The sequence below is a fragment of the Stenotrophomonas sp. Steno-Z4 genome (assembly GCF_056393145.1).
On record NZ_JBWJPC010000005.1, the window covers coordinates 78309 to 101768 of the forward strand.

General features: G+C 64.4%; 24 protein-coding genes. 10 read left to right on the forward strand and 14 right to left on the reverse strand.

Annotated elements, in window-relative coordinates:
* Nucleotides 1-284: 284 nt before the first annotated feature.
* The 4 genes from AC06E7_RS12900 to AC06E7_RS12915 form a co-directional block, all read right to left on the reverse strand.
* The gene (locus tag AC06E7_RS12900) at nt 285-1616 is read right to left on the reverse strand and encodes an HNH endonuclease (protein WP_478064993.1); all 1332 of its coding nucleotides are present in this window, start codon (nt 1614-1616) and stop codon (nt 285-287) included.
* Between the two features lie 82 nt (nt 1617-1698).
* A complete protein-coding gene (locus AC06E7_RS12905) occupies nt 1699-2478 on the reverse strand; it encodes an NYN domain-containing protein (RefSeq protein WP_478064994.1) in 780 nt (259 codons plus the stop codon).
* A gap of 55 nt (nt 2479-2533) precedes the next feature.
* Nucleotides 2534-3871, reverse strand: a complete 1338-nt coding sequence (locus AC06E7_RS12910; RefSeq protein WP_478064995.1) for a Smlt3024 family type IV secretion system effector — start codon at nt 3869-3871, stop codon at nt 2534-2536.
* 24 nt (nt 3872-3895) lie between these two features.
* Complete coding sequence (locus AC06E7_RS12915; protein WP_478064996.1) at nt 3896-4759, reverse strand: Smlt3025 familytype IV secretion system inhibitor; 864 nt, start codon at nt 4757-4759, stop codon at nt 3896-3898.
* A 133-nt stretch (nt 4760-4892) separates the two neighbouring features.
* Here AC06E7_RS12915 and AC06E7_RS12920 point away from each other — a divergent pair, with 133 nt between their 5' ends.
* Nucleotides 4893-5780, forward strand: a complete 888-nt coding sequence (locus tag AC06E7_RS12920) for a hypothetical protein (protein WP_478064997.1) — start codon at nt 4893-4895, stop codon at nt 5778-5780.
* Nucleotides 5781-5804: 24 nt separating this feature from the next.
* Here AC06E7_RS12920 and AC06E7_RS12925 read toward each other — a convergent pair whose 3' ends face one another.
* Entirely contained in the window at nt 5805-6020 is a 216-nt protein-coding gene (locus tag AC06E7_RS12925) for a hypothetical protein (RefSeq protein ID WP_083214053.1), read from the reverse strand.
* Between the two features lie 198 nt (nt 6021-6218).
* Between AC06E7_RS12925 and AC06E7_RS12930 the strand changes: the two genes are divergently transcribed.
* Nucleotides 6219-7361: a YncE family protein gene (locus AC06E7_RS12930; protein WP_478064998.1), complete on the forward strand. Its 1143-nt coding sequence runs from the start codon at nt 6219-6221 to the stop codon at nt 7359-7361.
* An 82-nt stretch (nt 7362-7443) separates the two neighbouring features.
* On the opposite strand, the gene AC06E7_RS12935 is transcribed toward AC06E7_RS12930, so the two are convergent.
* The 3 genes from AC06E7_RS12935 to acuI form a co-directional block, all read right to left on the reverse strand.
* Nucleotides 7444-8604, reverse strand: coding sequence for a hypothetical protein (locus tag AC06E7_RS12935; RefSeq protein ID WP_478064999.1), 1161 nt, complete (start codon nt 8602-8604; stop codon nt 7444-7446).
* A gap of 277 nt (nt 8605-8881) precedes the next feature.
* The gene (locus AC06E7_RS12940; RefSeq protein ID WP_478065000.1) at nt 8882-9406 is read right to left on the reverse strand and encodes a S41 family peptidase; all 525 of its coding nucleotides are present in this window, start codon (nt 9404-9406) and stop codon (nt 8882-8884) included.
* 712 nt (nt 9407-10118) lie between these two features.
* Nucleotides 10119-11108, reverse strand: a complete 990-nt coding sequence (acuI, locus tag AC06E7_RS12945; RefSeq protein WP_478065001.1) for an acrylyl-CoA reductase (NADPH) — start codon at nt 11106-11108, stop codon at nt 10119-10121.
* 108 nt (nt 11109-11216) lie between these two features.
* On the opposite strand from acuI, the gene AC06E7_RS12950 reads away from it, so the two are divergent.
* The 5 genes from AC06E7_RS12950 (at nt 11217) to AC06E7_RS12970 (ending at nt 14537) form a co-directional block, all read left to right on the forward strand.
* Nucleotides 11217-11561 carry a winged helix-turn-helix transcriptional regulator gene (locus tag AC06E7_RS12950; protein ID WP_068848894.1) on the forward strand — a complete coding sequence of 115 codons (345 nt, stop codon included), beginning with the start codon at nt 11217-11219 and terminating at the stop codon, nt 11559-11561.
* A 31-nt stretch (nt 11562-11592) separates the two neighbouring features.
* Nucleotides 11593-12240 carry a hypothetical protein gene (locus tag AC06E7_RS12955; RefSeq protein WP_478065002.1) on the forward strand — a complete coding sequence of 216 codons (648 nt, stop codon included), beginning with the start codon at nt 11593-11595 and terminating at the stop codon, nt 12238-12240.
* Between the two features lie 3 nt (nt 12241-12243).
* Nucleotides 12244-13203 carry an XVIPCD domain-containing protein gene (locus AC06E7_RS12960; protein WP_478065003.1) on the forward strand — a complete coding sequence of 320 codons (960 nt, stop codon included), beginning with the start codon at nt 12244-12246 and terminating at the stop codon, nt 13201-13203.
* A gap of 320 nt (nt 13204-13523) precedes the next feature.
* On the forward strand, nt 13524-14336 hold the full coding sequence (locus AC06E7_RS12965; protein WP_449324845.1) for an alpha/beta fold hydrolase: 813 nt from the start codon (nt 13524-13526) through the stop codon (nt 14334-14336).
* A gap of 27 nt (nt 14337-14363) precedes the next feature.
* Nucleotides 14364-14537, forward strand: a complete 174-nt coding sequence (locus tag AC06E7_RS12970) for a hypothetical protein (RefSeq protein ID WP_478065004.1) — start codon at nt 14364-14366, stop codon at nt 14535-14537.
* A 151-nt stretch (nt 14538-14688) separates the two neighbouring features.
* On the opposite strand, the gene AC06E7_RS12975 is transcribed toward AC06E7_RS12970, so the two are convergent.
* Together AC06E7_RS12975 and AC06E7_RS12980 are read right to left on the reverse strand one after the other, a co-directional pair.
* Nucleotides 14689-15618 (reverse strand): GAF domain-containing protein, encoded by a 930-nt coding sequence (locus tag AC06E7_RS12975; protein WP_478065005.1) that lies wholly within the window; start codon nt 15616-15618, stop codon nt 14689-14691.
* 117 nt (nt 15619-15735) lie between these two features.
* Nucleotides 15736-16578, reverse strand: a complete 843-nt coding sequence (locus tag AC06E7_RS12980) for a class I SAM-dependent methyltransferase (protein WP_478065006.1) — start codon at nt 16576-16578, stop codon at nt 15736-15738.
* A 109-nt stretch (nt 16579-16687) separates the two neighbouring features.
* Between AC06E7_RS12980 and AC06E7_RS12985 the strand changes: the two genes are divergently transcribed.
* Together AC06E7_RS12985 and AC06E7_RS12990 are read left to right on the forward strand one after the other, a co-directional pair.
* The gene (locus AC06E7_RS12985; protein ID WP_478065007.1) at nt 16688-17503 is read left to right on the forward strand and encodes a hypothetical protein; all 816 of its coding nucleotides are present in this window, start codon (nt 16688-16690) and stop codon (nt 17501-17503) included.
* A gap of 81 nt (nt 17504-17584) precedes the next feature.
* Nucleotides 17585-18070, forward strand: a complete 486-nt coding sequence (locus AC06E7_RS12990) for an REP-associated tyrosine transposase (RefSeq protein WP_217539100.1) — start codon at nt 17585-17587, stop codon at nt 18068-18070.
* A gap of 306 nt (nt 18071-18376) precedes the next feature.
* Here the strand turns inward: AC06E7_RS12990 and AC06E7_RS12995 are convergent, their stop codons facing one another.
* Nucleotides 18377-18802, reverse strand: coding sequence for a hypothetical protein (locus tag AC06E7_RS12995; RefSeq protein WP_093533034.1), 426 nt, complete (start codon nt 18800-18802; stop codon nt 18377-18379).
* A 110-nt stretch (nt 18803-18912) separates the two neighbouring features.
* On the opposite strand from AC06E7_RS12995, the gene AC06E7_RS13000 reads away from it, so the two are divergent.
* Nucleotides 18913-19248 carry a hypothetical protein gene (locus AC06E7_RS13000; RefSeq protein ID WP_478065008.1) on the forward strand — a complete coding sequence of 112 codons (336 nt, stop codon included), beginning with the start codon at nt 18913-18915 and terminating at the stop codon, nt 19246-19248.
* A gap of 31 nt (nt 19249-19279) precedes the next feature.
* On the opposite strand, the gene AC06E7_RS13005 is transcribed toward AC06E7_RS13000, so the two are convergent.
* From AC06E7_RS13005 to AC06E7_RS13015, 3 genes are all read right to left on the reverse strand, one after another.
* On the reverse strand, nt 19280-19651 hold the full coding sequence (locus tag AC06E7_RS13005; RefSeq protein WP_210132108.1) for a MerC family mercury resistance protein: 372 nt from the start codon (nt 19649-19651) through the stop codon (nt 19280-19282).
* A gap of 137 nt (nt 19652-19788) precedes the next feature.
* A complete protein-coding gene (locus tag AC06E7_RS13010) occupies nt 19789-21399 on the reverse strand; it encodes an ABC-F family ATP-binding cassette domain-containing protein (RefSeq protein ID WP_478065009.1) in 1611 nt (536 codons plus the stop codon).
* A gap of 166 nt (nt 21400-21565) precedes the next feature.
* Nucleotides 21566-23167 carry an EAL domain-containing protein gene (locus AC06E7_RS13015; RefSeq protein ID WP_478065010.1) on the reverse strand — a complete coding sequence of 534 codons (1602 nt, stop codon included), beginning with the start codon at nt 23165-23167 and terminating at the stop codon, nt 21566-21568.
* Nucleotides 23168-23460: the final 293 nt, after the last annotated feature.

Genomic DNA, 23460 nt, shown 5'->3' on the forward strand with positions numbered 1-23460 from the left:
GGGGCAGGGCAGGCCCCGCTGAGCGGGTGGCGGGCCGGCCTGCGCCACCGGCCCTGATGGGTAATTCCGCGAAGCCATGTGCACGTGGCTTCCGGAGGGATGATGGCCTCACCCCATTCGCATGCTGCGGGCTTCCAGTTCCTGCTGGTTCTGCTGCGTGCGCGTGGGTAGCGTAGCTCCCCGCCCTGCTATGAAGGACCAGGCTTCATCTCAGGAACCTGATGGCGCTCGAGAAGGAAGTCCCAGTAGACCGGTGGGACGCTCCAGCTCCCGCGCGTGCATCATTAGCCCACTCCGTTGCGCCCCTTCGATAGGCGAGCATGTTCATTCAAATGTCTTGGGTCGGGGCGCTGATCAGCTCGTTGAGGTAGCCAGAGCGGCTGTCCGCTCATCTTTTCGTACTCCGTGCCTCGCAAGGAGGGAGCAGTACATACGAGGTTTTCGGAACTGATCCAGATCAGGCCGAGGTCGAAAAGGGTGTGGATGTCGCTGCGCAGCAAGATGCCATTATCCACCCGGTTGGTGTGCTCGCCCCGATAGGGCCGGATGTGTGCGGCTTCCAGTACTGCTACTGCGTTCGACCGCGTGACCGCGCAGCGGCCCTCATATGCTTCCACCAGGTCTGCTCTGAAGGCGATTTGACCCTGTCGTTGCGCGATAGCTCTCATCATCCATACACGAGAATCATGATCAGAATCGATAGGCGGCCGCAGTACCTGTCCAAAACCCTCTCTCTCCGCTTGTGCAAGCGCCCCCAACATTAGGCTTACAACCAGCCACTTTCCATCTTTCGATTGCTCCAAGTCCACGTGGCCATGGACAGATGGATCGAACAGAACGTAGCGAGCTTCCAGAGTATCTAGGATATGGACCTTGAACAGGCGGTCGCGCTCATGACCACTGTCACTTCGCCAGTTGGATCTGGCAGTGTCGTAGTGAGGTCGGCTAGCAGAGTTCACGGTTACATGCTCAAGGTCAGCACGTGGATCCCCCAATGGATCACCCGGGTAGCGATCCTCAAGCCAGGAGACCACCTCGGCAACGCTTGCCTCGCCGAGGGCCTCAACAGCTTCAACGACACGCCAGTACCGTGCGCGAGTGGTCTTTGCCGATCCATCAGTCACCGTACTGGAATCCGGCTTGCGGTTGATAGAGCTGCTCGCGGGTGCAGTGGGTCTGAGTCCGTGCGGGGGGAGGCCGCCGCTCTCGAATGCAAACTCAACAACATCTCGGTCCAGCCCTATCAGGCGCCCAATCAGGTCGAAGCGAGGAGCAAAATCGTTGTCGGCTTCGGTAGCGCGGCCAGCCCTCACTAGCTCGGGTTGCTGTGAGGTGGCAAGGACAACGCGAATGGGACAGCGCTCGCGATTAGCCTCCATGACCTGCTTTCGAAACTTCTTCTCACCCGGACCCTTCCAGTTTGAGATTCGTCCGTTGTATCTGGTCATGTCTTCTGAAAAATCATGTGACCAGAGACTAACCACGAGTTCTTTGGGAGACTCTGTAAAGCCCGAGACTGAGGAAATATCTGGCCGCAGGGCTACGCCGAACTCGAGAAACGCATGCTTCTTCAACATTGAATCTTCCCTTCCTTGTGAGCGCTTGTCGGCATTCATATCCGAAGTTCAAGTGGGCGTCAAAGCTCGCTGCGGGTTGACGGTGGGCTGCGGCGCAATGCCGCCGTTGGCGTGTTCAACGTCAAGGCTCTGGCCGGGACGCTAAGCTCACCGTCCAGTGGCCGCCCTCTTCCCGATGCGGTGTCAGAAGGTCGTAGGTCTTCACCATGCTCAGCAATCCGGAATGGCCGTATGCGGAGGGATTGAAGGCCGGGTCAGCGCGCTTTAGGTAAGCCCCCAGAGAGGTCAGCATTACCCTGCCATCCGGGCTGGAAGACGCGAGCAACGCTACCGCTTTGACAACGAAGCCCGGGCGTCGCTTTGGCAGCGGTCCAGATGGAGCGGCCTTAGCTTCCTGCTTCTGCACTGGGACCGCTGGCTTGGCTTCGGGTGTATCGAGATCCTTGGCTTTCGGGTCGCTCTGCGCTTCCGGCGTCCACTCGAAGAATTGGTCACACGCATTGCGCAACGCATCGGGGCACTTGGCTTCACCCACGATGTAGACAGTTGAACCCCGTTCCCTCAATTTTCGGCATAGGTAGGCGAAGTCGCTATCGCTCGTCACCAAGCAGAATGTGTCCGCACGCTTGTCAAAAAGCGCCTCAAGCGCATCCAGTGCCAACGCGATATCAGAAGTGTTCTTCTTTGCGGCGTATTGGAACTGGAGGCAAGGTGTAAATGCCTGGCGCACCAGCGTATGTTCCCAGCTGGCGCCCAGGGTTGTCCGGTTTCCGTAGCCCCTGCGAACTGTCACGCGGCCTGCTTGCGCTGCCATCAACAGCGCGAAATCAACGATATCTGGTGACACGTTGTCGCAGTCAATCAGGATGGCGACGGACGCTTCCTGGGTGGGGAGGGCCATGGCAGTTCCTTGTGCTGGGCCGGGGTGCCGGTAGGCGAACTATAGGCAATTTTCCTCAGCCCATGCGCATCGCCGGGGACTGCGTTTCCCGCACCCGGGTGTCCTGCTCCTGCTGCTGGGCCTGGGCCAGAATCTGCTGCTGGCGCTCCTGTCCCACCTCGTCCAACCGCTGCAGCGATTGCTCCACCGGCGTCTGCACGGCCACATCCGTGGGCATGGCGGCGCGGCGGTGCGCCGGATCGGCAGGGTCGCCCTGCACCACGAACACATTACGCCCGGCCGGGCTGTCGGCGGTCTGCTGGCTCAGCAGCACGTGGTCGGCGCGGTCCAGCCCGTTCTGGCGGGCCAGTGCCACCACGCTGGCGGTGAGCCGTTCGCTGTTCTCATCCGGGGCGCGGCCCTGCCTGGCGTCGATGGCGGCCACGCCTTCGCGTACCTGCTGCACCAGTGCGTAGTCCGCATGGCCCGGGCCGATGTCGGCCAGGCGGGTGGGGGGTTGCTGCCGGTCCCCCGGCGCGCCGTCTATCGAGGCCGTGAACGGGCTGCGGGTGATGGTGCGGTACGGGTCATCCTCGTGGAACTGGGTGGCCTTCTGCTGGCGCTCCAGGCGCACGGCGCGGGCGTCGTTGAGTTCGGCAATGCGGCTGGGGTTGGTCTCTTCCCGCATGGAAACGTGGCCGCCGCCGGTGCTGACGTTCGCCCACTTCTGGTCCGCTTCGAAGTACATGGCGTAGTGGCTGTTGCCGCCAATGACGTTGGGATCCACGGCCGAACGGCCTTCCAGGAACTGGGTGGCCTCAATGGCGGTGAGCTTGGCCAGGTACTTGCCTCCCTCCGCCGCGCCCATCTGGGCGAAGGTGTCGTAGCTGGTCTTGCCGACGCGCACTGCGCCTGCGTAGCCGTTATCCAGCATGTTGGCCCATATCTGCTCGACCTTTTCCGGCCCGCTGTTCTCACGCGCTGCCTGAAGCAGTACGCGGGGCGTCCAGCAGTTGGGGTCCAGCCGGTGCTCCACGAAGGCCTGGTCATGGGCCAGCATGACGTCCTTGCCGGGCAGGTTCAGCGCAAGGTCGCCGCGCCCGGCCTGCAGTTGCTGCGAACGCAGCTCCAGGTCCTTCTTCAGCAGCGTCTGGCCGAACTCTTCCCATTCGCGCTCGCTCAGGTTGGCGTTGGCGAACTGCGAGCCCGAATCGCCCTGGCTTGACGCGTGCGACTGGGCATAGCTGTTTGCCACCCGGCCGGGCAGGCTGTCGTTGCGCACCACGCCGAGCGCCAGCGTTCCGTAGCCATCGGCGCCGGGCAGCTGGGAAAGGTAGTTCCAGTACAGCTCGCGGTTGCCGGTGGCGGCGTAATGCCCGAGCACGCGCAGGTTGTCTGCAGTCAATCCACTCATGGAAAACTCCTGTATCTATCGGGACTACTTGACCTTGGAGCGGTTCAAGACGTCCCGTACGGCCACTTCCATGGCCTTCCAGTCTTTGAGGAACACGCGGTTGTAGTGGAGGCTGATTGACAGGCTGTTTTCGGTATCCACGATGTAGTGGGTGCAGCTGGCAACCGTCCTTGAATCGGTGTTGACGACCTCGCTGCCGTTGATCTGCAGCCCGTCCTCGCGATGCTTGCGGCTGTCGCACTTGATGAAGGTGCTGAGCTGGCCGGCTGCGTCGCGGCCGATGTACCAGTCATCTTCGTATGCGGGGTTGCGGGGATGCGGAGCGCCATGTTTGACCTCATAGGCGCGCGCATAATCGGCCATCAGCGCTTCGTTGATGGCATAGGGGGTCAGCCCCAGCTGCTCGGGTTGGGCAACGCGCAGGTCGAGCCGCTTGGAAGGGTCATTGCGCTCCAATGAGCCTTCTACGGTGATGGCGTCGTTGCTCACCTGACGCTGGAGCAGGGTGTCGATCGGCACCCGGTCGATGTGGTCAACCAGGATCCGGATCTCCTTGCGGAAATCATTGGTGCGGGGGTTGGCGCGGGCGCCCGGGGGCGTGGGTTTCATGTCCGGCCACTCGATCACCAGGCTCACGCCCTCGCCGGGCCACGGTGCGATCTGGCTGTCCAGGTAGTTGGCGGGAATGCGGAAGGTATTCGGCCCCAGCTTCACGTCCACCGGTGCATCGGTGTAGGTATGGCCGTTGAGGGTGCGGCCGGTTTCTGTGGCTTCCGACATGTTCGAAGTCCCTTTGTGTTCGGTGGGCGGCGTCCGTGCGCAGGCGCTGGCGCTCAGGGCGACGGCGAGTGCAACTGTCAGGCACCGGCCGGATGACATCACGCTCATGGGCCATTCCATTGCAGTGGTTGGGGTCAACTATAGGGAATGCTGCGTCAACGGGACAGGAGTGGGGTGCTTGAGGCTGCCCTTCCGTGGTATTCAACCGCTGTAGCCGCGATGGCAAAGGGAGCCATGCATCATGGATGGAAGAGCCAGACTCTGGTTGGCGGTTGGCACGGTCGCCGTGCTGGCGGGAGTAGCGCTGTGGCAGGTGGTTCCAGCGACGCAGCGTGACGCACCGGGAAAGGCAGCTCAGGCGGCACAGGTGCCCGCTGCGGCCGAAGTGCGCGCCCATGGAACCGTAGCCCGTCCCAGCCACGCCCGCCCTGCCGAAGTAGACCGGGTAAAGGCCTTCGAAGACCTGAAGCAGCGGGCCAAGGCGGGTGATGCCGTGGCCCAGCGCCTGTTGGCCGATACCTATGAGGGCTGTTACTTCGTCAATATCGACCGCGACAGGTTCATGGGCAGTCTCGACTTCAACAAGCAGATGATCAGGGCGCCCGCGCAGCTCTCTGTGCTGGAGCAGGTAGCGGACGAACGTTTCGCACAATGCGGGGCAGTGGACGGTGGCGCCATCGTGCCGATGCAGCTCATCACGGGCTGGTACGCACAGGCCGCCGAGAACGGTGACCTGGCCGCCCGGTTGATGGACAACGCGTTCAAGCGAAGGAGGCTGGATACGGCTGAAGCTGCCGAGCAGCTTGAAGAGGTATTGGGCTCCAATGATCCAGCGGCCGTGTTTGCCATGGGCAGCACGTTGCACAGCAACTACCCCGCCAGCGCGGAAGGGCTGGCGGCGGGCTTGATGACCGGGGATCATGCCGGCGAGGCATGGATGGTGGCTGGCTGCCGCATGGGATACGACTGCGGGCCCACCGGGAAATTCATGGGAACGCTGTGCCTGCTGCAGAACGCTTGCACGGGGGAGGGCTTCGAGTCCTACCTCAAGCGGGAGATGATGAACGAAGCGCAGCGAAGGGATCTGGAGCGCCGGGTGACGGAGATACTGCGGTTGATCGAGGGCTGAGCCTCGCGCCGTCGTCCACTGCGCTCAGCTGTTCAACGCCAGCCCCATCGGCGGCCACAGCGGATTCATCCGGTCCAGGTCGTAGTCATTGCCGAAGGCCAGCGCCGCCTCACGCGGCTCCAGGTCGTAGTAGCTCACCAGCAGCTGCTCGTCCATGCCGGCGTCGCTGTGGTTGATGGCGTACAGCCCCAGCATGGCCTGGTCGAACTCTTCCAGCCAATCAAGGTCGATCTTGTTCATGTTGATCCTCCGAAGCGGATCGCAGGATCGCGCAGGGGCGTCTCACGGCGTGGGACGGAGGAATCCCGCCGCTGGCCACCCCTGTTAAGATGTCCGGGCCAGCCAGCCTTCCCACGTCATTCGACCGTGTGGTTGGCCGCTCCTCCCAGCGGCCACGCGAGCCAGGATCCTTCCTCTGCCTCTCACAAGGACGCTCGCATGCACCCTCGTTCCCTGTTCCGTTCGGCCGCCCTGGCGCTGGCCGTCAGCCTGACCCTTGGCGCCCCGTCTGCCTTTGCCGCTGAAAAGGCCGCCGCCACCGCCGCCGCTTCCTCCGTGCAGCGCGCCGCCGTTGCCCAGGGGCTGTACGAGCTGGCCTTCAGCCCCACCCAGAACGCGCTGTTCGTGGCCTCTTCGGGCGGCTTCGGCGATGCCGCCGGCCCGGCCCAGGTGCTGCGCCTGAATCCGGATTCGCTGACCGTTGAGGCGAAGATCCCGCTGGAACGCAAAGCCTTCGGCGTGGTGCTCGATGACGCCCATAACCGCCTGTACGTGGGCAACACCGTGGACACCTCGGTGACCGTGGTCGACACCGCCTCCAACAAGGCCGTGGGAATCGTGCAGCTGATGGAGAAGAAGGTCGGCAAGGACGGCAAGGCCGGCTACACCCACGACCTGCGCGAGCTGGTGGTGGATTCCCCGAACAACCGCCTGTACGTGACCGGCCACTCCGGCGAAGGCAGCGTCCTGTTCGTGGTGGATACCCAGTCGCTCAAGCTGATCAACACTATTCCGGGCCTGGGCAATGCCAAGGCACCGGGCCTCACCCTGGATGCGGCCAACAAGCGCGTGCTCACCTCCAACCTGCTGGGCGAAGTGGTCACCGTGGGCACCGACACCGGCGAGGTGGAGCAGCGCTTCAAGGTCAGTGCGGAGCAGCCGATGAACCTGGCGCTGGACCCGAGCGGCAAGCGCCTGTTCGTGACCGACCAGGGCCTGGAGATGATCCGCAAGTACCAGGGCAGCAGCATTCCGGGCTTCGTCTCCAAGCACCCGGGCCAGCGCGTGCTGGTGGTGGACCCGACCACCGGCAAGGAACTGGCCAGCATCGCCACCGATGCCGGCCCGCTGGGCCTGCTGCTCGATGCACCGCGCAAGCGGCTCTACGTGACCAACCGCGAAGCGGGCACGGTGACCGCGTATGACAGCGAGAGCTACAAGCAGGTGGGCACCTATGACGTGCCGACCCACCCGAACAGCCTGGCACTGGATGCGAAGAAGAACGTCCTGTACGTGACCATCAAGAATGGGGATAAGGACGAGAAGGGAAGTGAGGAGTCTGTGGCGCGGATTGCGCTTTAACCTCTGAACGTTCCGGGCCGCCTTGCGGGGCGGCCTGGCTCAAAGGAAATGCAGGCGTATCGATGTCGGCGGGGGTGTGGCTTCAATTCTGAGTCTGCGCACTCTCATTGGGCTCTTCTAGCTCCGGAGCTGGGAACCAGGTATCGACTTCAGACGCCTTGATCGGCGCAGAAATCTTCTTGCCCTTGTGACTCCAGCCAGGCTGACTTATCACCACGTGGCTGCCCAAGCGGGTAAGGATGTCGACGGGGCCTGCGGATCTGAGTGTCGATTCGCCTGGGACTACTGCACAGTTCTCCGTAATGCGTGCCGCCATCAAGGCGCTGCACCCACGCACGGTCAAGATGACCGTCTGATTGTTCATCATACCTACGCGCAGGCGCGACGCCGCAGTATCGATCGCGGCGGATGCAACCCCGAGGGAGACCACAATGTAAATGCCTACAAATATGAGTGCATTCGCCCGGACTGGGTTTGGAAGGCGCGAAGTTGAGTAGAAGCAGAAGTGGGCGAGCGGAAGTGCCAAAAGTGCAACTACTCCCATGGGCTGCACTTTGAAAACGTCTGCAGATGGCAGAACGCTGAGCATGATCAGTGCGAAAGGGATAGCAGCGCCATAAAGCAGCCATGTAAAGAGTAGAAGGCGCAAGCGCCAGTCGAACCGGCTTTTTCGGACGCCACGAGTGAACTTGCCTCTGCTTTGCGCTGCGACTGCCGCTGATAGGCCAAAGCACACCAAGAAGAAGGCCACGAAGAGGTTGTCGCGCATGCTGTCTGGAGCGAGCATCGTCGAAGCCAGCGATATCACAGCCAGGAAGAATCCGGCGTAGGAAATTCCTAGAACGGCGAGCATGCTGAACTTTCTGCTCGGTGTGCTGGTTGACCCAGGATTCGACGAATCAGCGCCTGGGTCACCCTTTCGAGAGTTGAGGCGCTGGTATCTCGCCCCCTTCTTGGGGAGCTCTTGTCGGGGAATGAGACGGGCAGAACCCCAAGCTTCGTAGCAGGCACCCGGAAGCAGGTACACCGTGACGAAAAGGCAGGCAGTGATGACTGTGAAGGCGAGAATCGCCGCGCCAACCAAGCCAAAATCCGCTAACGATAGAGCCGGAAGGTACCCAATTTTGGAGAAGTGAGTAAGCAGTAGCAGTGTAGCTGCGGCCCCTGAAATCCAGCTGTGTTGCCTAACAAACTTCAGCGCATCCATGAAGTAGATATGCGGAAGAGGACGGTCTGGCGTCATTCTTTGCTCCGTTTAGATGGGTTTCCTTCGGCGTTCATTGCCGCGAACCAGCACCTTACGGATTGGATGGCGGCTCAAGTAGCTCAAGTTCCTGAAGGAAATGTGCGCGTCGAGTGGTCGTCGAATAGCTATGGGTACACGCTGCGTAACACTAGAATCAACCGTAGCATCTGCAGATGTTATGGTTCAAATTGATGTTACGAATGGCTGCGAACCGCTTCAGGAATACCGGTTAGGAGTGTTCTCGGGTGCGAACCAATCGCGTCATTTGCGACCCTCAGCCTGTCGCGAGACACCTTGGCTGCTGTAGTAGCCACTTGCGTGCTGCGGCCTCGGTTACCTCCGCGTCGCTGGTTTTCTCATCCGGCGTAAGCTTCCCGCCGTCGCCCTTCAAGTTACGGTCGACAGAAACCGATACGGTAAGCAGCAACCTGCTGACGTCAGGAAGTGGCGTTGGCACGTTGGCCGTGGAATAGCCGGCTGTCTTCTCACCGAAGCTACGCGTAGCAGGCCGGCCCCTAAAGGCCAATGCCAGTGCTTCCCCGGAACTTGCGGTTCTGGGTCCGAACAAGACGGCTATCGGCGGGGCGGGCTGCCGCAGAACATAAGCCGCAGAATCCAAGCTGACGGGTGAGCGATCTCCGAGCAGGACCTGCCCGGATTCGACACTCCAGGTCTGGTGCTCCGCGCCACGGACAAAGGCGCCGATGACCTCGCGATGCTTCGGGTCTGTGGACAATAGGGGTGCAATGCCGGCCAGCATGGGCCACATGTTGCCGCCGCCGTTTTGCCTGAGGTCCACGATCCAGCCGCAGAGGGGCGCTGGTCCTCGCTACGGAGCCACGACTGCAGCATCTGTGCGAAGGCCTGACGCCGCTGACGTGTGAGTTCTCGCGGCGCTGAAGGGTTGTCCAGGAAAGGCGGTACGCGGATCCAGCCGATGGGGTCGTTTGCATCCTCAGGACCACGCGTCGGCCCGGGTGGATCTGCTTCCGCATTGCGCTGACGAACCTGTTGGCTGCTGGCAGATCGCGGCTTCTCCTCAGCAGCGCCGGGCACCGCCTGTGTGCGGATCCAGTGGCCGTGGTTGGCTGTGCTGCGGGCGATCAGTTCGGTGACGATCTTGTCGGCTTCGTCCGTACTGCTGGCCTGCGTGAGCTGCCGGCGTGCTGCAGGCCAATCGATCTGGTCGCTGTGGAACGCGCGTTGTTCGAGCAGCTTGAGGATGGTCTCGCGTACGTCTGGCGTTCCCTTTGCGCGCGAAGACGGGGCGGCCAGGGTTGGGAATATGCAGGCTGCGGTTAGTGCTGTTGTGGTGAGTAGTACTGCTAATCCTTTAGCTTTTGCCACCTGCGGTCTCCGTGGTTGCCTGGGGTGCGGCGCCTTCGTTGCGGGTCATGCCGTAATCGGTTGTTGCACGGTTACGTGCAGTCGACGGGGGTGCGACCCTACCGTGGTGCGGCCTGGTTCGAAGGCGCCGCGGTGCTCTTTGCTTCGATGTTACGGCGAAATGCTCAGGCGTTCACATCCACCACCAGCCGGCCACGCACCTTGCCTTCAAGGAATGCCGGGAACACGTCCAGTACCCTTTCCAGTCCGATCACTTCAACGGTGCTGGCCAGCTTGCCCAGGTCCAGATCGGTCGCCAGACGCGTCCAGGCTTCAGCACGCACGGCATGCGGTGCCTGCACCGAGTCGATACCGGCAAGGGTGACGTTGCGCAGGATGAAGGGCAGCACAGAGGTGGGAAGGTCGGTACCCTGCGCCAGTCCGGCAGCCGCCACCACGCCGCGGTATTTCGTCTGCGCCAGGGCATTGGCCAGCGTGTGGCTGCCGGCGACATCCACCACGCCGGCCCAGCGTTCGGCATCCAGCGGGCGGGTACGCGGCTCGGCCAGCGTGGCGCGGTCGATGATCTCGTCGGCGCCCAGGTCCTTGAGGTACTGCGCATGTTCGGGTCGGCCGGTGGACGCCACCGTGCGGTAGCCCAGCTTGGAGAGGATGGCCAAGGCGATGGAGCCAACGCCGCCGTTGGCACCCGTCACCAGGATGTCGCCGTGCTCGGGCTTCACGCCGCCGTGTTCCAGCGCCAGCACGCACAGCATGGCGGTGTAGCCTGCCGTGCCGATCGCCATGGCGTCTTTGCTGCTGATGCTGTCCGGCAGCTTCACCAGCCACTCCCCGGGAACGCGCGCGCGCTGGGCCAGCCCGCCGTGGTGGGTCTGGCTGAGGCCGTAACCGTTGAGCACGACGCGGTCGCCCTGGCGGAAGCCGGCATTGCCCGATTCCAGCACGGTGCCGGCCAGGTCGATGCCGGGAATGAGCGGGAACGTACGGATCACCGGCGAGGCGTTGGTCATCGCCAGCGAGTCTTTGTAGTTCAGGGTGGAGTAGTCCACCTGCACGAGCACATCGCCTTCGTGCAGGTCGGCTTCGTCAAAGGCCACCAGCTGGGTGGAGACCTGGCCGTCTTCTTTGGTGGCCAGCAGGGCATTGAATTTCATGGGCATCGATCACCTCGGGGGACATGACCTGCATGCTATGGTCGCACCGTGGTTGCCACAAGAACTATGCTTTCCCGTAGGTACTATGGTTTTCAGGAGTATCCCGTAATGGCGCGGCGCGTATATGGCAAAACCGGCTGCAGCGTGGAAGCCACGCTGTCGGTCATCGGCGGGACGTGGAAGCCGGTGATCCTGTTCTACCTGGTGTCACGCACCCGGCGATTCATGGAGCTGACCCGGCTCATCCCCAACGCCACCCAATCGATGTTGACCAGCCAGCTCCGAGAGCTGGAGGCCGATGGCGTGGTGGTGCGGCATGTGTACCCGGAGGTGCCGCCGAAGGTGGAGTACCGGCTCTCGGAGCTGGGCCGGACACTGGTGCCGGTGCTGTTGGCGATGCGGGATTGGGGGGATTCGTACAAGAAGACCCAGGAGACCGCTGAAGAGGCGTGAAGGGCGCTCGTTACCAGGAAGAGAATTGACCATGAAGCTTTGGGCAACAAGATCGATGCTGATGGGCGCCGGGACGCTGTTCGTCATTGCCGGCCTCGCCGCGTGCGGGCGGGAAGCGGAAACCGCCAAGCCCAGCGTGGAAGCAAACAAGGAGAACGCTGCAATGCGAACTGAGGTTCCTCTTACCCGGCCCATTGCCTTGGACAAGGCGGGCGAGGTAGCAAATGTGGAGTTTGAGCTTCCAGCGCCCGGACCCAACGCCTCACCCGAGTTGATGCTGGGTGTGCGGTTGGTGAGGCCGGACGCGGAATCCGGCACCTCGCTTTCCATCAGGCTCGTCGAAGCAGGGATCGCTGCCAGAGTCAGCTTGATTCGCATGGAGGAAGGTGCAATCAAGACAGTGCCCCTGACGAGGGATGCGGCGAATCTTCGCGAACGGATAGCGGTCCCCATTGACGGAACCGTACCTGGCTTGACCATGTCGGGAGTTGAACCGTCACTGCTCGAGAGCGCCGGCCTTGTTGATGCCGCGCTCTACTATGACGTTCTTCAGTTTGCGTATGCAGAGAACATCAAGCCTGGACATTATCGCCTCACCATTGAGCTGACGGGCGAGCATCCGGAGTTCCGCGACGATACCGCTGAGCTGCTTGTCGCTTATTTCAAGAAGGCAAAGTGACCGATGAGCAAGGACGCACCCTATACCGTTACCGTTTACGTTGCCGCGCCCGGGACGCCGTTGGACGGGGGAGGGACATCAGCCGCAGGACACATGTATCTGTCGGTTGAGCACGGCGATTGGTCACGCAGTTATGGTTTCGCACCGATCGAGCATGGCGCTACCAGCGGCCCGGGTGCGATCACCTACCGCGATAGCCAGAATTACCAGAATCCCTACTACGCGCGGACAATGGAGATCACCAAGCAACAGTTCGATCGCATCGTTGAGTACGGTAAAGATCCTGCCAAACATGGGTTCAGCATGGAGTACGGCGGCCTGTCCAACAGCTGCATCGACTTTACCTGGGGTGCACTCAATCACGCGGGCCTGCACCGTCAAACAAGATCGGGGCAGGATCAAGGTTTCGAGGGGGCGGTCAAACCACTCAACAACAAGCGTGAAATCGAGAGCATTCCGGATCCCGTTCCGGGCAGCAAGCTCAACACCGAAATCAACAATGACCTTCCAAAGCGGACGCTGCTGCAGCGCTTGATCTCCGAGAATGATTCCTACGAAGGCATCAGGGGCGACCCCATGCTGTCGCAGATCCGGGAGAAGGTGGCAGAACTGGACGCCGGCAATGGCCGAACCTTCGACCCCACCAGTGAGCGGGTCAGCGCAAGCCTGTATGTGCTCGCCAAGGAAAATGGGCTATCGCGCGTGGACCACGTAATGCTCAGTGAGCGCACCCCGAACGCGACGGCAGCTGAAAACATCTTCGTCGTGCAGGGCGAGCGCAACGACCCAGCGCATCTGCGCGCTTCCATGCCCACCGCGCAGGCCGCCCAGACCCCGGTTGAAGCTTCGCTGGAACGTGGCGAGCAGTTGGCCAACGCCAACCAGCAGACCCAGCAGCTGGCGGCGCAGGCCGAACAGACGCAATCGCAGGAGCGTGAGGCTGCCGTGCGGCGAATGGGGTAATGCCCTGCCCGTTACGTCCGCTTCCGCACAAACCGCACGCGCGCCTCCCCATGCACCACGCTCAGCGCGCTCACCTGCCCGCGCGCATCGCGATGGGCCTCCACCTGCAGCCATTGATATCCGGTGACACGAGCCGCCCCGCGCTGAGCGGCAGCACTTGGCCGTCACCATTCTGCCGCCATGAGATGCCTGAAATCAGCTTGGTAAAAACGCGCGTGCACTTTGTGCACAGTCTGTAAGTTCAAAGCAAAGAAATGCTCACGTCGCGCCCGCATCAGCGGATTAGCATGGGCCGTCCATTGGCGAATCTGGAGCTATCCATGACTGCAACACGCGTACGTCTACACGTTGAAGACACCGGCGGCACCGGTCGCCCGGTTGTGCTGATCCACGGCTGGCCGCTGTCGGCCGAATCCTGGCGCGCCCAGGTACCGGTGCTGAAGGCCGCGGGCTACCGCGTGGTGGCCTATGACCGCCGTGGCTTCGGCCGTTCGGAAAAGCCGGCCGATGGCTATGAGTACGACACGCTGGCCGACGACCTTGCCGGGGTGCTGGAACAGCTGGACCTGCAGGACGCGACGCTGGTGGGCTTCTCGATGGGCGGCGGCGAGGTGGCGCGCTACATCGCTCGCCACGGGGAACAGCGCCTTCGCAGCGTGGTATTCGCTGCGGCGGTGCCGCCCTACATGCTCAAGACCGCCGACAACCCGGACGGCCCGCTGACCGAAGAAAAGGCCGAGCAGATGCGGATGGGGCTGGAGAACCACCGTGACGAGTTCTTCGACGGGTTCACCAAGGACTTCTTCAGCGCCAAGGGCGAGTTGAAGGTCACTGAAAAGCAGCGCCAGGAAGCGATCGAACTGTGCAAGCAGTCGGATCAGACTGCGGCGCTGGGCTGCATGAAGGCGTTTGGCACCACCGATTTCCGTGAGGACCTGAAGAAGGTTACGGTGCCCACGCTGGTGCTGCATGGTGACAGCGACGGCACGGTGCCGTATGAAGGCTCGGGCCGCCGTACGCATGAGGCGATTCGCGGCAGCGAGGTGGTGCTGCTGAAGGATGCACCGCATGGGTGTAATGCCAGCCATGCCGAGCAGTTCAATGCGGCGTTGGTTGCGTTTCTGGCGCGGTGAGGCCGGTCGGGTTGCAAAGGTGATTGAATGCGAAAGACAGTAACGCCGCCGTGGGATAAGCCCAATCCCAAGGGGAAGAAGGCGCAGCCGCTGTCGCCGTCGCAAAAGGCGGCGGCGCGGCAGCGGGCTGAAGAGAACGGGCGGGCGTACCCGAATCTGGTCGACAACATGTGGGCCAAGAAGCTCCCACGCGGCGACTAAAACACGCCACCCGAAGACTGAAATGCGGCCTTTGGGGACTAAACCACGTAATGCGGGGACGAAACCGCGTGGTGACACGCCATGCGTGTCAGCCTTCCGTTCCGGCACCGCGAAGCCAGGCAGAGCCTGGCTCAACGATGGTGGTCTTTCCTCAGGCGCGTAGCGCGTCTTTAGCGGCGCTCAATGCCTGGTCGGCCCGAAGGAAAACAGCGGTAGTGGCTTCGCCAGTGCTGGTGGACGCGGCGCCCAGCAGCAGCGGGCTGCCAAGGCTCTGGCTCGTTTCACGAGCCACCTGCTGCAATTTCTCCACGGTATCGTCCACGTGGTCGCCGCCGAGCACAGCGATGAACTCGCCGCTGCCGGTCACGCGGTTGATGCTGTCCCCACGGTCTGGCTGCAGGCAGTGTTCCAGCGCCTGGTCCAGCTGCTGCAGCTGGCGGTCCAGGGTGCGCTCGCCGAGTCGCTGTGCCAGCTCCGACAGGTCCTGCAGCTCCAGGATCACCACGGTGTACCTGCCGGCAGCGTCGGGGGCAACGGCGGTTTCCTCGGCCACGCCATGGTCCAGGATGGCGGCCACCTGCTGCTCGCGTTCGCGGCTGCGGCTTTCCATCAGGGTCATGGTCAGGCGGGCCAATGCCTGCAGGGCTTCGCGCTGGGTCGTGTTGAGCTCGCGTGGGTTGACGTCGATCACGCACACGCTGCCCACGGCGGCACCGCCTTCGGTTACCAGTGGCATACCGGCGTAGAAGCGGGCGCCGAGGTCCTTCAACATTGGGTTGTCGGCGAAGCGCGCATCCTGGTTGAGGTCGCCCACTTCCATCAGCTGGGTGGGCTGCCGGATCGCGTGGTCGCACACGGCCACGTTGCGCTCGGTCTGGACGCTCTCCAAGCCGGCGCGAGCCTTGAACCACTGCCGGTCGCGGTCGACCAGGCTCACCAGGGCCATCGGGGTGCCACAGACGGCAGCGGCGACCTTGACGATGTCGTCGTAAGCCGGCTCGGGCAGGCTGCCCACGATGTGCAGGGCGTCGAGCGCGCGCTGGCGCTCGGTTTCGTTGATGCCGTTGGCGATTTGAATCATGCAGATACCTTGGAAGCGTAGGGCATGGCCCAGCCTAGGCCAGCTGCGCAGGACGCGGGTTAAGTCCGGGTAGAGGCGCGCCTGCGCATTCACCCGCCCGTGCGGTTCCGGTACCTCTCAGCGCTTGGCCGCCAGCACCCCGTCGAGCGCCAGTTCGGCCTTGAAGCCGGCCTTTTCCAGCCGTTTGGCGACCTCACGCGGCACATCGCGCCCGCTGGTGAGCTTGTTGGGCGCGCCGGTGTAATGGAACATGCGCCCGCCCTTGCGGATCACCCGCGCCAGCTGGTCGTAGAACACCTGCGAGTACAGCTCGCCGGCGATGCCGAAGCGCGGCGGGTCATGCAGGATGGCGTCCACCGAGCTGCTTTCCAGCCCCTCGATCGCCTGCGAGACATCGGCGTGGGTCAGCGATAGGCGGCCACCACTGCTGGCCGCTTCCGGGTCGGGCGACCACGGGTTGAGCGTGCGCAGCCACAGCACATCGGGGTTCTTCTCGAACGACTGGATGCGGGTGACCCCGGCTTCCAGGCAGCAGGCAGCGAAGTAACCCAGCCCGCCGCAGGTATCGAGCACGGTCTTGCCTGCCGGGGCCACCAGCGCCACCTTGCGGCGCGCATCCTCGTAGGGCGAAACCTGCGCGCTGGGCAGCATCTTGATGCCGTCGATCTCGAAGGTGGGCGCGTCCCACTCGGTGGGCACCAGCTTGATCAGCGCCGAGCCGAACCGGGATACCGCCAGGAATTCCTCGCCATCCCAGTAGTACAGGGTGCGGTCCTTGGTCTTGCCCGGGTAGGCGTAGGTTTCACCCTTCCACTGCCAGCTTTTCGCGCCTAGCGTGGCCGTACCGGTGGAGCGTGCCAGATCGAGCGAGCCGGTCCACTCGGTCGCACCGGCATCGCGGGCGCGGACCAGGGATTCGGCGAGGGGGCGGGTGAGCAGGGGGCCGGTGTAGTGCGTCACGGGATCAGGGCGGACCGTGCTGCGGGGCAGCCGGTCGACGGACAGGAAGGGGTGGGCATCGTAACCGAGATGGCCGCCGGGCTGGTTCACGCAGGTCTAGAATGCCGCCATGACTCCTTCGATCCTTACCACGTTGCGCCTGTTTGCCGGCATTCCCGTGTTGCTGCTGGTGGCGTGCACGGTACCGGGCAGCGGGCCGCCGCCCGCTGCAATAGACAACGTGCGCTCGGTGGAGATCCAGTACCAGTACAGCGGCTGGAGCCGTGCGGACGAAGTACACCGGCTGCAGCGCAGCGGTGGCCAACGTGCGTTTACCCGTACCTCGAAAGTGGAAACGGCAGAGGGAGTGGAAACCACGCAGGCCACGGTGCCGGCGCAGCGGGTGGGCGAGCTGGTGTGGGCGCTGTCGGCACCACCCTGGCCGCGCGAGCGGGGTATGCAGGTGATGGCGCGGCGGGTGCGCCCGCTCGGGATGCTGGAAAGCGCAGCGCCCAGCGCGAGCCGCAACGTACCTGCGTGTACCGCCGAAAACATCCGCAATCGGATGTTCGACCTCATGAAGGGGAGCGCGTTGCGAGCGCAGCTGGATACGTACTACACGCAGATGGAATGGACCGACGACTACCCCATGATGCGCGTGGTCATCCGTTTCCGCGACGCGCCCGATCAGGTCATTTCGTCGCGATCGCAGAAGCTGCAGATGCTGCCGTGGACCTTGGGTGACCTGCCGGAAGTGGATGTACCCTCCACGCCGCGCAGTTGGTCGGTGCCGGTCAGCGATGCCCTGCGGCGTCTGCTGCCGCCTGCTTCGCTGGCGGCGAAGCGCTTGGGCGAAGAGAACGCCCTGATGCTGGGCGAGCAGATCAGGCACGCAGCTCAACAGGCATGTGAAAGCGAACTGGGACCGCCACGCGCCGCATCCTGACCGCGGGCCGGGCGGCGCACTGACGCCTGCGTGCGGCCTGCCCCGATCGTTCGCGCTCGCGCAGATTTGCACACTGCGCGCATGGCTACTGAAAACCCCTCCTGGCAACCCGGCAGCGCGTACTTCTTCAGCGCGCATCTTCGTGATCGCTACAGCCGCCTGCTGGTGGAGCACGCGCAGTTACTGCGGCTGGCATTCCGGATAGCGCAGCAGGCGCGGCCGTTCCGGATCAATGCGATCGTGGTGCTGCCCGATCATCTGCACGGCGTGTGGACGCTGCCGGATGGGGACGAAGAGGGCCACCGGCGATGGCTGCAGATCCAGGCCGTGTTCGACCGCCAGCTGCCGGGTCATCCACCGCGCGCGATGGTGCGCCGTGACCGCACGGTTCGGCCGCTATGGCACACCGACTTCCGTGAGCGACGGTTGGTCGACGCCGATGACGTGCAGCGCCACATCGCCTACGTGCACAGCTATCCCGTGCAGCACGGGTTCGTGCGCGAGGCCTGCGAGTGGCCCTACAGTTCCATCCACCGCCGTTGTGCCAGGGAGGGCGGGCCATGCTGAAGTACGGGCGGGCCGTGCCGCGCGGCGTGCGCTGGATGGTGGGTGGGCGACTCGGATGGCTGGCGCGTCCCGTGCGCAGGGACGCGCGCCGCCGTATGCCGCTACCGGGGGTGGCCGTGCAACGGGGTCGTACGTGGCGTTGGGCGGGTCGGCGGTACAGGGGAGCGGGAGCACGGCGGAATACGCGCCGCTACGTGCGGAAGTCAGCCCGGGGTTTGGTGCGGTGGGGATCCGCGCCGACGAGGAAACCCCGGCGGCAACTGCATATCCGCGGTTCGCCGCAGGGCGGCGCCTTGGGTGAGGCGCTCAAGGGCAGGTCACCTGGAACACCGGGCCGGCACCGATCAGGACCAGCGCCATGTAGTCGCTGTCCTTGTCCTTGCCCTTGAGGGTGGCGCCGGGATTGAAGTGAAAGATGCCGAAGCCGCCCGTTGGGCGCACCAGCGCCTTGTCGATCTGGTCGGCATCATCGTTGAAGAAGCGGGCGATATCGGCGCGCGAGGAGAGCTGCAGCGGCGTGGCGTCACGCTGCCATTGCTCGTCGCGGTTGAAGGAAACGAAGTATTGCCCCTGCTGCTGTTCGATGCGGAACTCCGCCGGTTTGCGGGGGTGGGTGGCAAAGCAGCCCAGCAGCGGGTCGGAAGAGAACATCCCGGCGGCATTGTCGCGGTCGCCGCAGGCTGAGAGCAGCAGCAGGCCGGGCAGCAGAAGCATGAACGGTAGTGTGCGCATGGCGGATCCCCCCAGGGACAGGTTTGCGGGCATCGTGAGCCTTTACCTGCGCAGGCGGTGTGTACGCGTTGCGTTGGGTGTACGGTGGGAGAGACCTACGGAGCACGTACATGACGCAACCGACTTCCCAGCCGCTGCACACCCGTGTCGATTCCCGCGCCGCTGGCCAGCGCTGGCCGCTGCTTGGCACCGCCAGTTGGCTGGTGGCCCCGGTGATTCTGGCGGCGGCCTATGCAGTGGCGCAGGCATCACCTGAAATGGGGCGCCTACTGGTCGGAAGTGCCGGAGTAGCGGTGGGCGTACTGGCGTCGTCGGTACTGGGCCTGCTGCTGACCATCGGCTCGCGCGTACGCCGCGAGCGCTGGCCGTGGGTGGGCATTGTGGGCGCGATCATCAGCGCCTTGCCGCTGCTGCTGTTCCTGGCGGGAATGCTGCTCCGCCTGTAACGCCAAGCATGCGGCGTGGGGCCATGCGGATTCAATGACGGTGGCGGCGCCAGGCGTTCCAGATGTGGGTGCTGGCGAGGAGCAGGCTGCCGGTTACCGTCATCGGCGTCTCCGCTTCGTGGCTCGGCCACCCGGCTGCGCCCGCCAGCAGCAAAAGCAGACCGGCGGTTGCACTGACGATCGCCGCGGCCGGCAGCGGTTGCTTGCGGTGGGCGCGCCATAGCGCGAAGCCGGTGGTCGGGGCGGCGATGGCCACGAACACGATGTGCACCCACTCCGCTTCGGCCCACACCCCCATCAGCGGCAGGGCGGCGGCGAGCAGCGGCAGGGCCAGGCAGTGCAGCAGGCACAGGCTGGAAAGGGCGATGGCGCCGGCGTCGAGCAGGGCGTTGGTGGTCTTCATGGAGGAAGGGTCTGGAACGGTGGGTGTTATATAGTAACATTGCAATCCACTTCCAGGCTTTCGCCACCATGACTGCCTCTGCCATCCCTTTCGACTCCCGCCTGCCGGTTGCCTGGGTGCGTGCTTGAGGTACGCGACTACAGCAGCTTCAACTGCCACCCCTCCTCGCCGGCATCCAGATGATGGGTCAGCTGCACCGCATCCAGCAGGGCCTGGTCGTGCGAGACGATCACTACGCTGCCGCGGTACTGATTGAGCATCTGCTCCAGCGCGGCCAGCGAGGCCAGGTCCAGGTGGTTGCCCGGCTCGTCGAGCAGCAGTAGCTGCGGCGGGACGTCCGCATACAGCACGGCCGCCAGCGCGGCCTTGACCCGTTCGCCACCGCTCAGGCTGGCCAACGGGCGCAGGCTGCGCTCGGCATCCAGGCCGAGCAGGGCCAGCCGGGTGCGCAGGGTGCCCTCGCTGGCCATCGGGTTCGCGCGTTGCAACAGCTGCAGCGCGGAATCCTGCGCGGGGAGCGCGGACAACGTCTGGTCAAGCAGGGCGATGCTGGCCGCGCGCTTGACCTCGCCACTGAGCGGCGCCACCTCACCGGCCAGCACCCGCAGCAGGGTGGACTTGCCACTGCCGTTGCGGCCACGCACGCCGATGCGGTCGCCGCGCTGGAGGTGCAGGGTGACGTGCTGCCAAGGCGCCTCCACCCATGGCAGGTGCACGTTGGTGAGCGTGGCGACCTGTTGCGGACCGGGCGCGGCCAGGCTGGGCCCGAGCATCGCAACCTGGGCCGCCTCATCAACCCCCGCTGCCGCCTCCCGTACCCGGTTGTCGGCCGCTGCGCGCCGTTCAAGCTGCTGCGCCTGCAGCCGGCCGGCGCTGTGCTCGGCGCGGTTCTTCATGCCGCCCAGCAGGATGGGTGCCTGGTTGGCGGTGCGGGCATCGCGCTGGGCGCGTGACTGGCGGTGTTCCTGCCGCTCACGCTGTTCGCGCAGTGCCGCCTGCTCCTGCCGGCGCTCGCGCTTGCGCAGGGCAAGCTCGGCTTCGGCGCTGGTCTGTTCGGCCTGCTTCTGCGCGGCATACAGGTCGTAGTTGCCGCCGTAGCTGCGCAACCCGCTGGGCGTGAGTTCGACAACGCGCCGCATCTCCCGCAGCAACGCGCGGTCGTGGCTGATGACGATCAGGCCGCCACGCCACTGCGCCAGCGCATCGATCAGCCGGGTGCGATGTGCGCTGTCGAGGTGGTTGCTGGGCTCGTCCAGCACCAGTGCATCCGCGTTTGACAGCAGGGCACCGGCCAACGCCACCTGCATGGCCTGGCCGCCGCTGAGCGTGGCGGCCGGTTGCGCAGGATCCAGTTCGGGCAGGCCAAGCCGCTGCCATTGCGCCTGCAACTGCTCGCGCAGGGTCCAACGTTCGCCCACCACGGCGAAGTTGTGCGGGTCCACGCTGCCGGCTTCGATCCGGTCCAATGCATCCAACTGCGGGGCGACGCCGGCCAGGTCGGCGATGCGGCCGGGCAGCACGCCACTGTGCTGGGCAAGCAGGTGAACGTGGCCTTGCCGTTGGATGTGCCCACTGCTGGGCTGCAGCTGCCCGGCCAGCAGGCGGCCGAGCACGCTCTTGCCCACGCCGTTGCGACCCACCAGGCCGGTAGGGGTGGTATCGAACGAGGCAGAAAGTTCAGGGAACAGCACCCGGCCATCGGGCAGGGTGAATGTCACGCGGTCGAGCGTGAGGGTGAATGCGGTCATGCGACCTCCAGCAATGCCAAGGACTCCCCCTGCGAACAGGGCGGGAAGGAGACTGGCCGTCCAACGACGGCGGCATTACTGGCGCATGCAGGCACACCTCATGACGGGGGCGGCTGGATGCCGCGTGCCCATTATAGGGCTGCATTCCAACCGGCCGATGAACCCGCTATTCGGTGATCGAATTGGGGTTCTGCATGTCCTCCGGCGCCTTCCCATACTGCATGCGCCGCTGCTCATGAAAGGCAACGAACTCCGGGGCTGGCAGCGGCCGAGAGAACAGCCAGCCCTGGCCGAACTCCACTTGGCGCGACTGCAGGTAGGCGAGCTGGGCCGAGGTTTCGATACCCTCGGCCACGGTGAACAGGCCCAGCGTCTTGGCCATGTCGATGATGTGCGAGGTAACCGGGCTGGTCACGCTGTGGGTGCCGATGGAATCAATGAACGACTTGTCGATCTTCAACGCATCCAGCGGCAGCTGCTGCAGGTACTGCAGGCTGGAATAGCCAACGCCGAAATCATCGATGGCCACGCAGTGCCCGGCACGCCGCGCGGCAGCCAGCGAGGTGCGCGCGCCCTGGATATCGAGGAAGCCACGTTCGGTGGCTTCCAGCCAGATCTGCTGCGGGTGGATGCCGCTGCCGACCAGCTTGCCGGACAGCACCTTCAATGCCCGCCCGCTGCTGACATCGCCGGCGGACAGGTTGATGGCGATATGCGCGCTGCGATCATGGATGAGCAGCTCACGCATGTCGCTGATCACCAGGTCCATCACGTGGTCGGTGAGCGCTTCGATCAGGCCGGTTTCTTCGGCGACCGGAATGAACAGATCCGGCCGCACCTGGGTGCCGTCGGCGCGCGACCAGCGCACCAGCGCTTCGGCGCCCACGCAGATGCCGGTGTCCAGTTCGATGATGGGCTGGTAGTCCATGCGGAACTCACGGCGGCGCACCGCGCTGGCCAGTTCGTTGCGCAGCGACAGGCGGCGGCGCGAGAGCCAGACGCCGGCGACGCTGGCCAGCACCGCGCCGACCAGGCCCAGCGGCACCAGCTGCCACAGCTGCTGCTGGAAGGCGGCCAGCAGCCCGACCCGGGGGGCGATGGCGATGGCCAGCCATTCCTGGTCCTGCGCGCTGGCAAACAGCGTGCGTGGGGTATGCCCGTTATGCGGTTCGCGCAGCAGCCGCTGCAGCAGTTCCGGGTCGGCCATGGGCTGCTGGGCGATCAGGCGGCCATCGGGGGTGGCCACCGCCAGCCGCACGTTGGGTTCGGCGATGACATCCACGAACCGGGAGGGGTCCATCAGGATGTCGTGGCGGCCGAGCTGCAGGGAGAGCAGCGAGGCGGCACCATCGCCGGCCACCGGCCGCACGCCCAGGGTGATGGAAGCGCCGTCGGCGGTGATGTGGTCTGGGGTGGGTTCGGGTACCAGGTCCTCGACCATGCCCCAGGAGGTGCAGCGCAGCCGGCCTTCCTCGAAATACCCCACCTGTTCGGCGGAGGTGGTGCTCAGCGTGAGGCTGCGCATCAGCTTGAGGTGCTCGGGCGAGCAGCCGGGCAGTTGCGCCTGGTTGAGCTTGCGCAGGGCCAGCAGGCCGGCCTCGTAGGCGCGGTGGGCACGTTGAAGGGTACGTTCGGCGGTGCGCTCGAGGCGGTCGGTCTCGGCGACCTGGGCGCGGCTCCAGCTGATGTAGACCAGCGCGGCCACAGGCAGGATGGCCCCCAGAAGGGCGGCAAGCGCGATGGCGGCGATGGTGCTGGCGCGCTTCAAGCGGACCTCTCTGCCCGGCGGGCGTGGATTGAGCCCTATATGACCATCTGGAACGCCCGTTTGGAACAGGGCTTCACGTAGATTCCTGTCGGTATTTCCCCAGTGTCGGCATCAGGTCGCAAGGGGGAGGTGAAGCCGTCACCCCGGCAGCCATGGCTGGGGCTTGCTTCGTCCACCCCGTCGGCCAACAGGAGAATATTCTTCACCACCCGCATAGGCTTCACCTGCGGTTCGCACTGCCCGCCGGATGATCGCGCCACCCCTCGATCTGGCCGCCCCCGGGCGGCCCCGGA

Bases quoted from the DNA above. Each gene is read 5' to 3' on its own strand.
- AC06E7_RS12900 (WP_478064993.1), bottom strand. From the start codon at position 1,616: ATGAATGCCGACAAGCGCTCACAAGGAAGGGAAGATTCAATGTTGAAG.
- AC06E7_RS12905 (WP_478064994.1), bottom strand. From the start codon at position 2,478: ATGGCCCTCCCCACCCAGGAAGCGTCCGTCGCCATCCTGATTGACTGC.
- AC06E7_RS12910 (WP_478064995.1), bottom strand. From the start codon at position 3,871: ATGAGTGGATTGACTGCAGACAACCTGCGCGTGCTCGGGCATTACGCC.
- AC06E7_RS12915 (WP_478064996.1), bottom strand. From the start codon at position 4,759: ATGAGCGTGATGTCATCCGGCCGGTGCCTGACAGTTGCACTCGCCGTC.
- AC06E7_RS12920 (WP_478064997.1), top strand. From the start codon at position 4,893: ATGGATGGAAGAGCCAGACTCTGGTTGGCGGTTGGCACGGTCGCCGTG.
- AC06E7_RS12925 (WP_083214053.1), bottom strand. From the start codon at position 6,020: ATGAACAAGATCGACCTTGATTGGCTGGAAGAGTTCGACCAGGCCATG.
- AC06E7_RS12930 (WP_478064998.1), top strand. From the start codon at position 6,219: ATGCACCCTCGTTCCCTGTTCCGTTCGGCCGCCCTGGCGCTGGCCGTC.
- AC06E7_RS12935 (WP_478064999.1), bottom strand. From the start codon at position 8,604: ATGACGCCAGACCGTCCTCTTCCGCATATCTACTTCATGGATGCGCTG.
- acuI (WP_478065001.1), bottom strand. From the start codon at position 11,108: ATGAAATTCAATGCCCTGCTGGCCACCAAAGAAGACGGCCAGGTCTCC.
- AC06E7_RS12950 (WP_068848894.1), top strand. From the start codon at position 11,217: ATGGCGCGGCGCGTATATGGCAAAACCGGCTGCAGCGTGGAAGCCACG.
- AC06E7_RS12955 (WP_478065002.1), top strand. From the start codon at position 11,593: ATGAAGCTTTGGGCAACAAGATCGATGCTGATGGGCGCCGGGACGCTG.
- AC06E7_RS12960 (WP_478065003.1), top strand. From the start codon at position 12,244: ATGAGCAAGGACGCACCCTATACCGTTACCGTTTACGTTGCCGCGCCC.
- AC06E7_RS12965 (WP_449324845.1), top strand. From the start codon at position 13,524: ATGACTGCAACACGCGTACGTCTACACGTTGAAGACACCGGCGGCACC.
- AC06E7_RS12970 (WP_478065004.1), top strand. From the start codon at position 14,364: ATGCGAAAGACAGTAACGCCGCCGTGGGATAAGCCCAATCCCAAGGGG.
- AC06E7_RS12975 (WP_478065005.1), bottom strand. From the start codon at position 15,618: ATGATTCAAATCGCCAACGGCATCAACGAAACCGAGCGCCAGCGCGCG.
- AC06E7_RS12985 (WP_478065007.1), top strand. From the start codon at position 16,688: ATGACTCCTTCGATCCTTACCACGTTGCGCCTGTTTGCCGGCATTCCC.
- AC06E7_RS12990 (WP_217539100.1), top strand. From the start codon at position 17,585: ATGGCTACTGAAAACCCCTCCTGGCAACCCGGCAGCGCGTACTTCTTC.
- AC06E7_RS12995 (WP_093533034.1), bottom strand. From the start codon at position 18,802: ATGCGCACACTACCGTTCATGCTTCTGCTGCCCGGCCTGCTGCTGCTC.
- AC06E7_RS13000 (WP_478065008.1), top strand. From the start codon at position 18,913: ATGACGCAACCGACTTCCCAGCCGCTGCACACCCGTGTCGATTCCCGC.
- AC06E7_RS13005 (WP_210132108.1), bottom strand. From the start codon at position 19,651: ATGAAGACCACCAACGCCCTGCTCGACGCCGGCGCCATCGCCCTTTCC.
- AC06E7_RS13010 (WP_478065009.1), bottom strand. From the start codon at position 21,399: ATGACCGCATTCACCCTCACGCTCGACCGCGTGACATTCACCCTGCCC.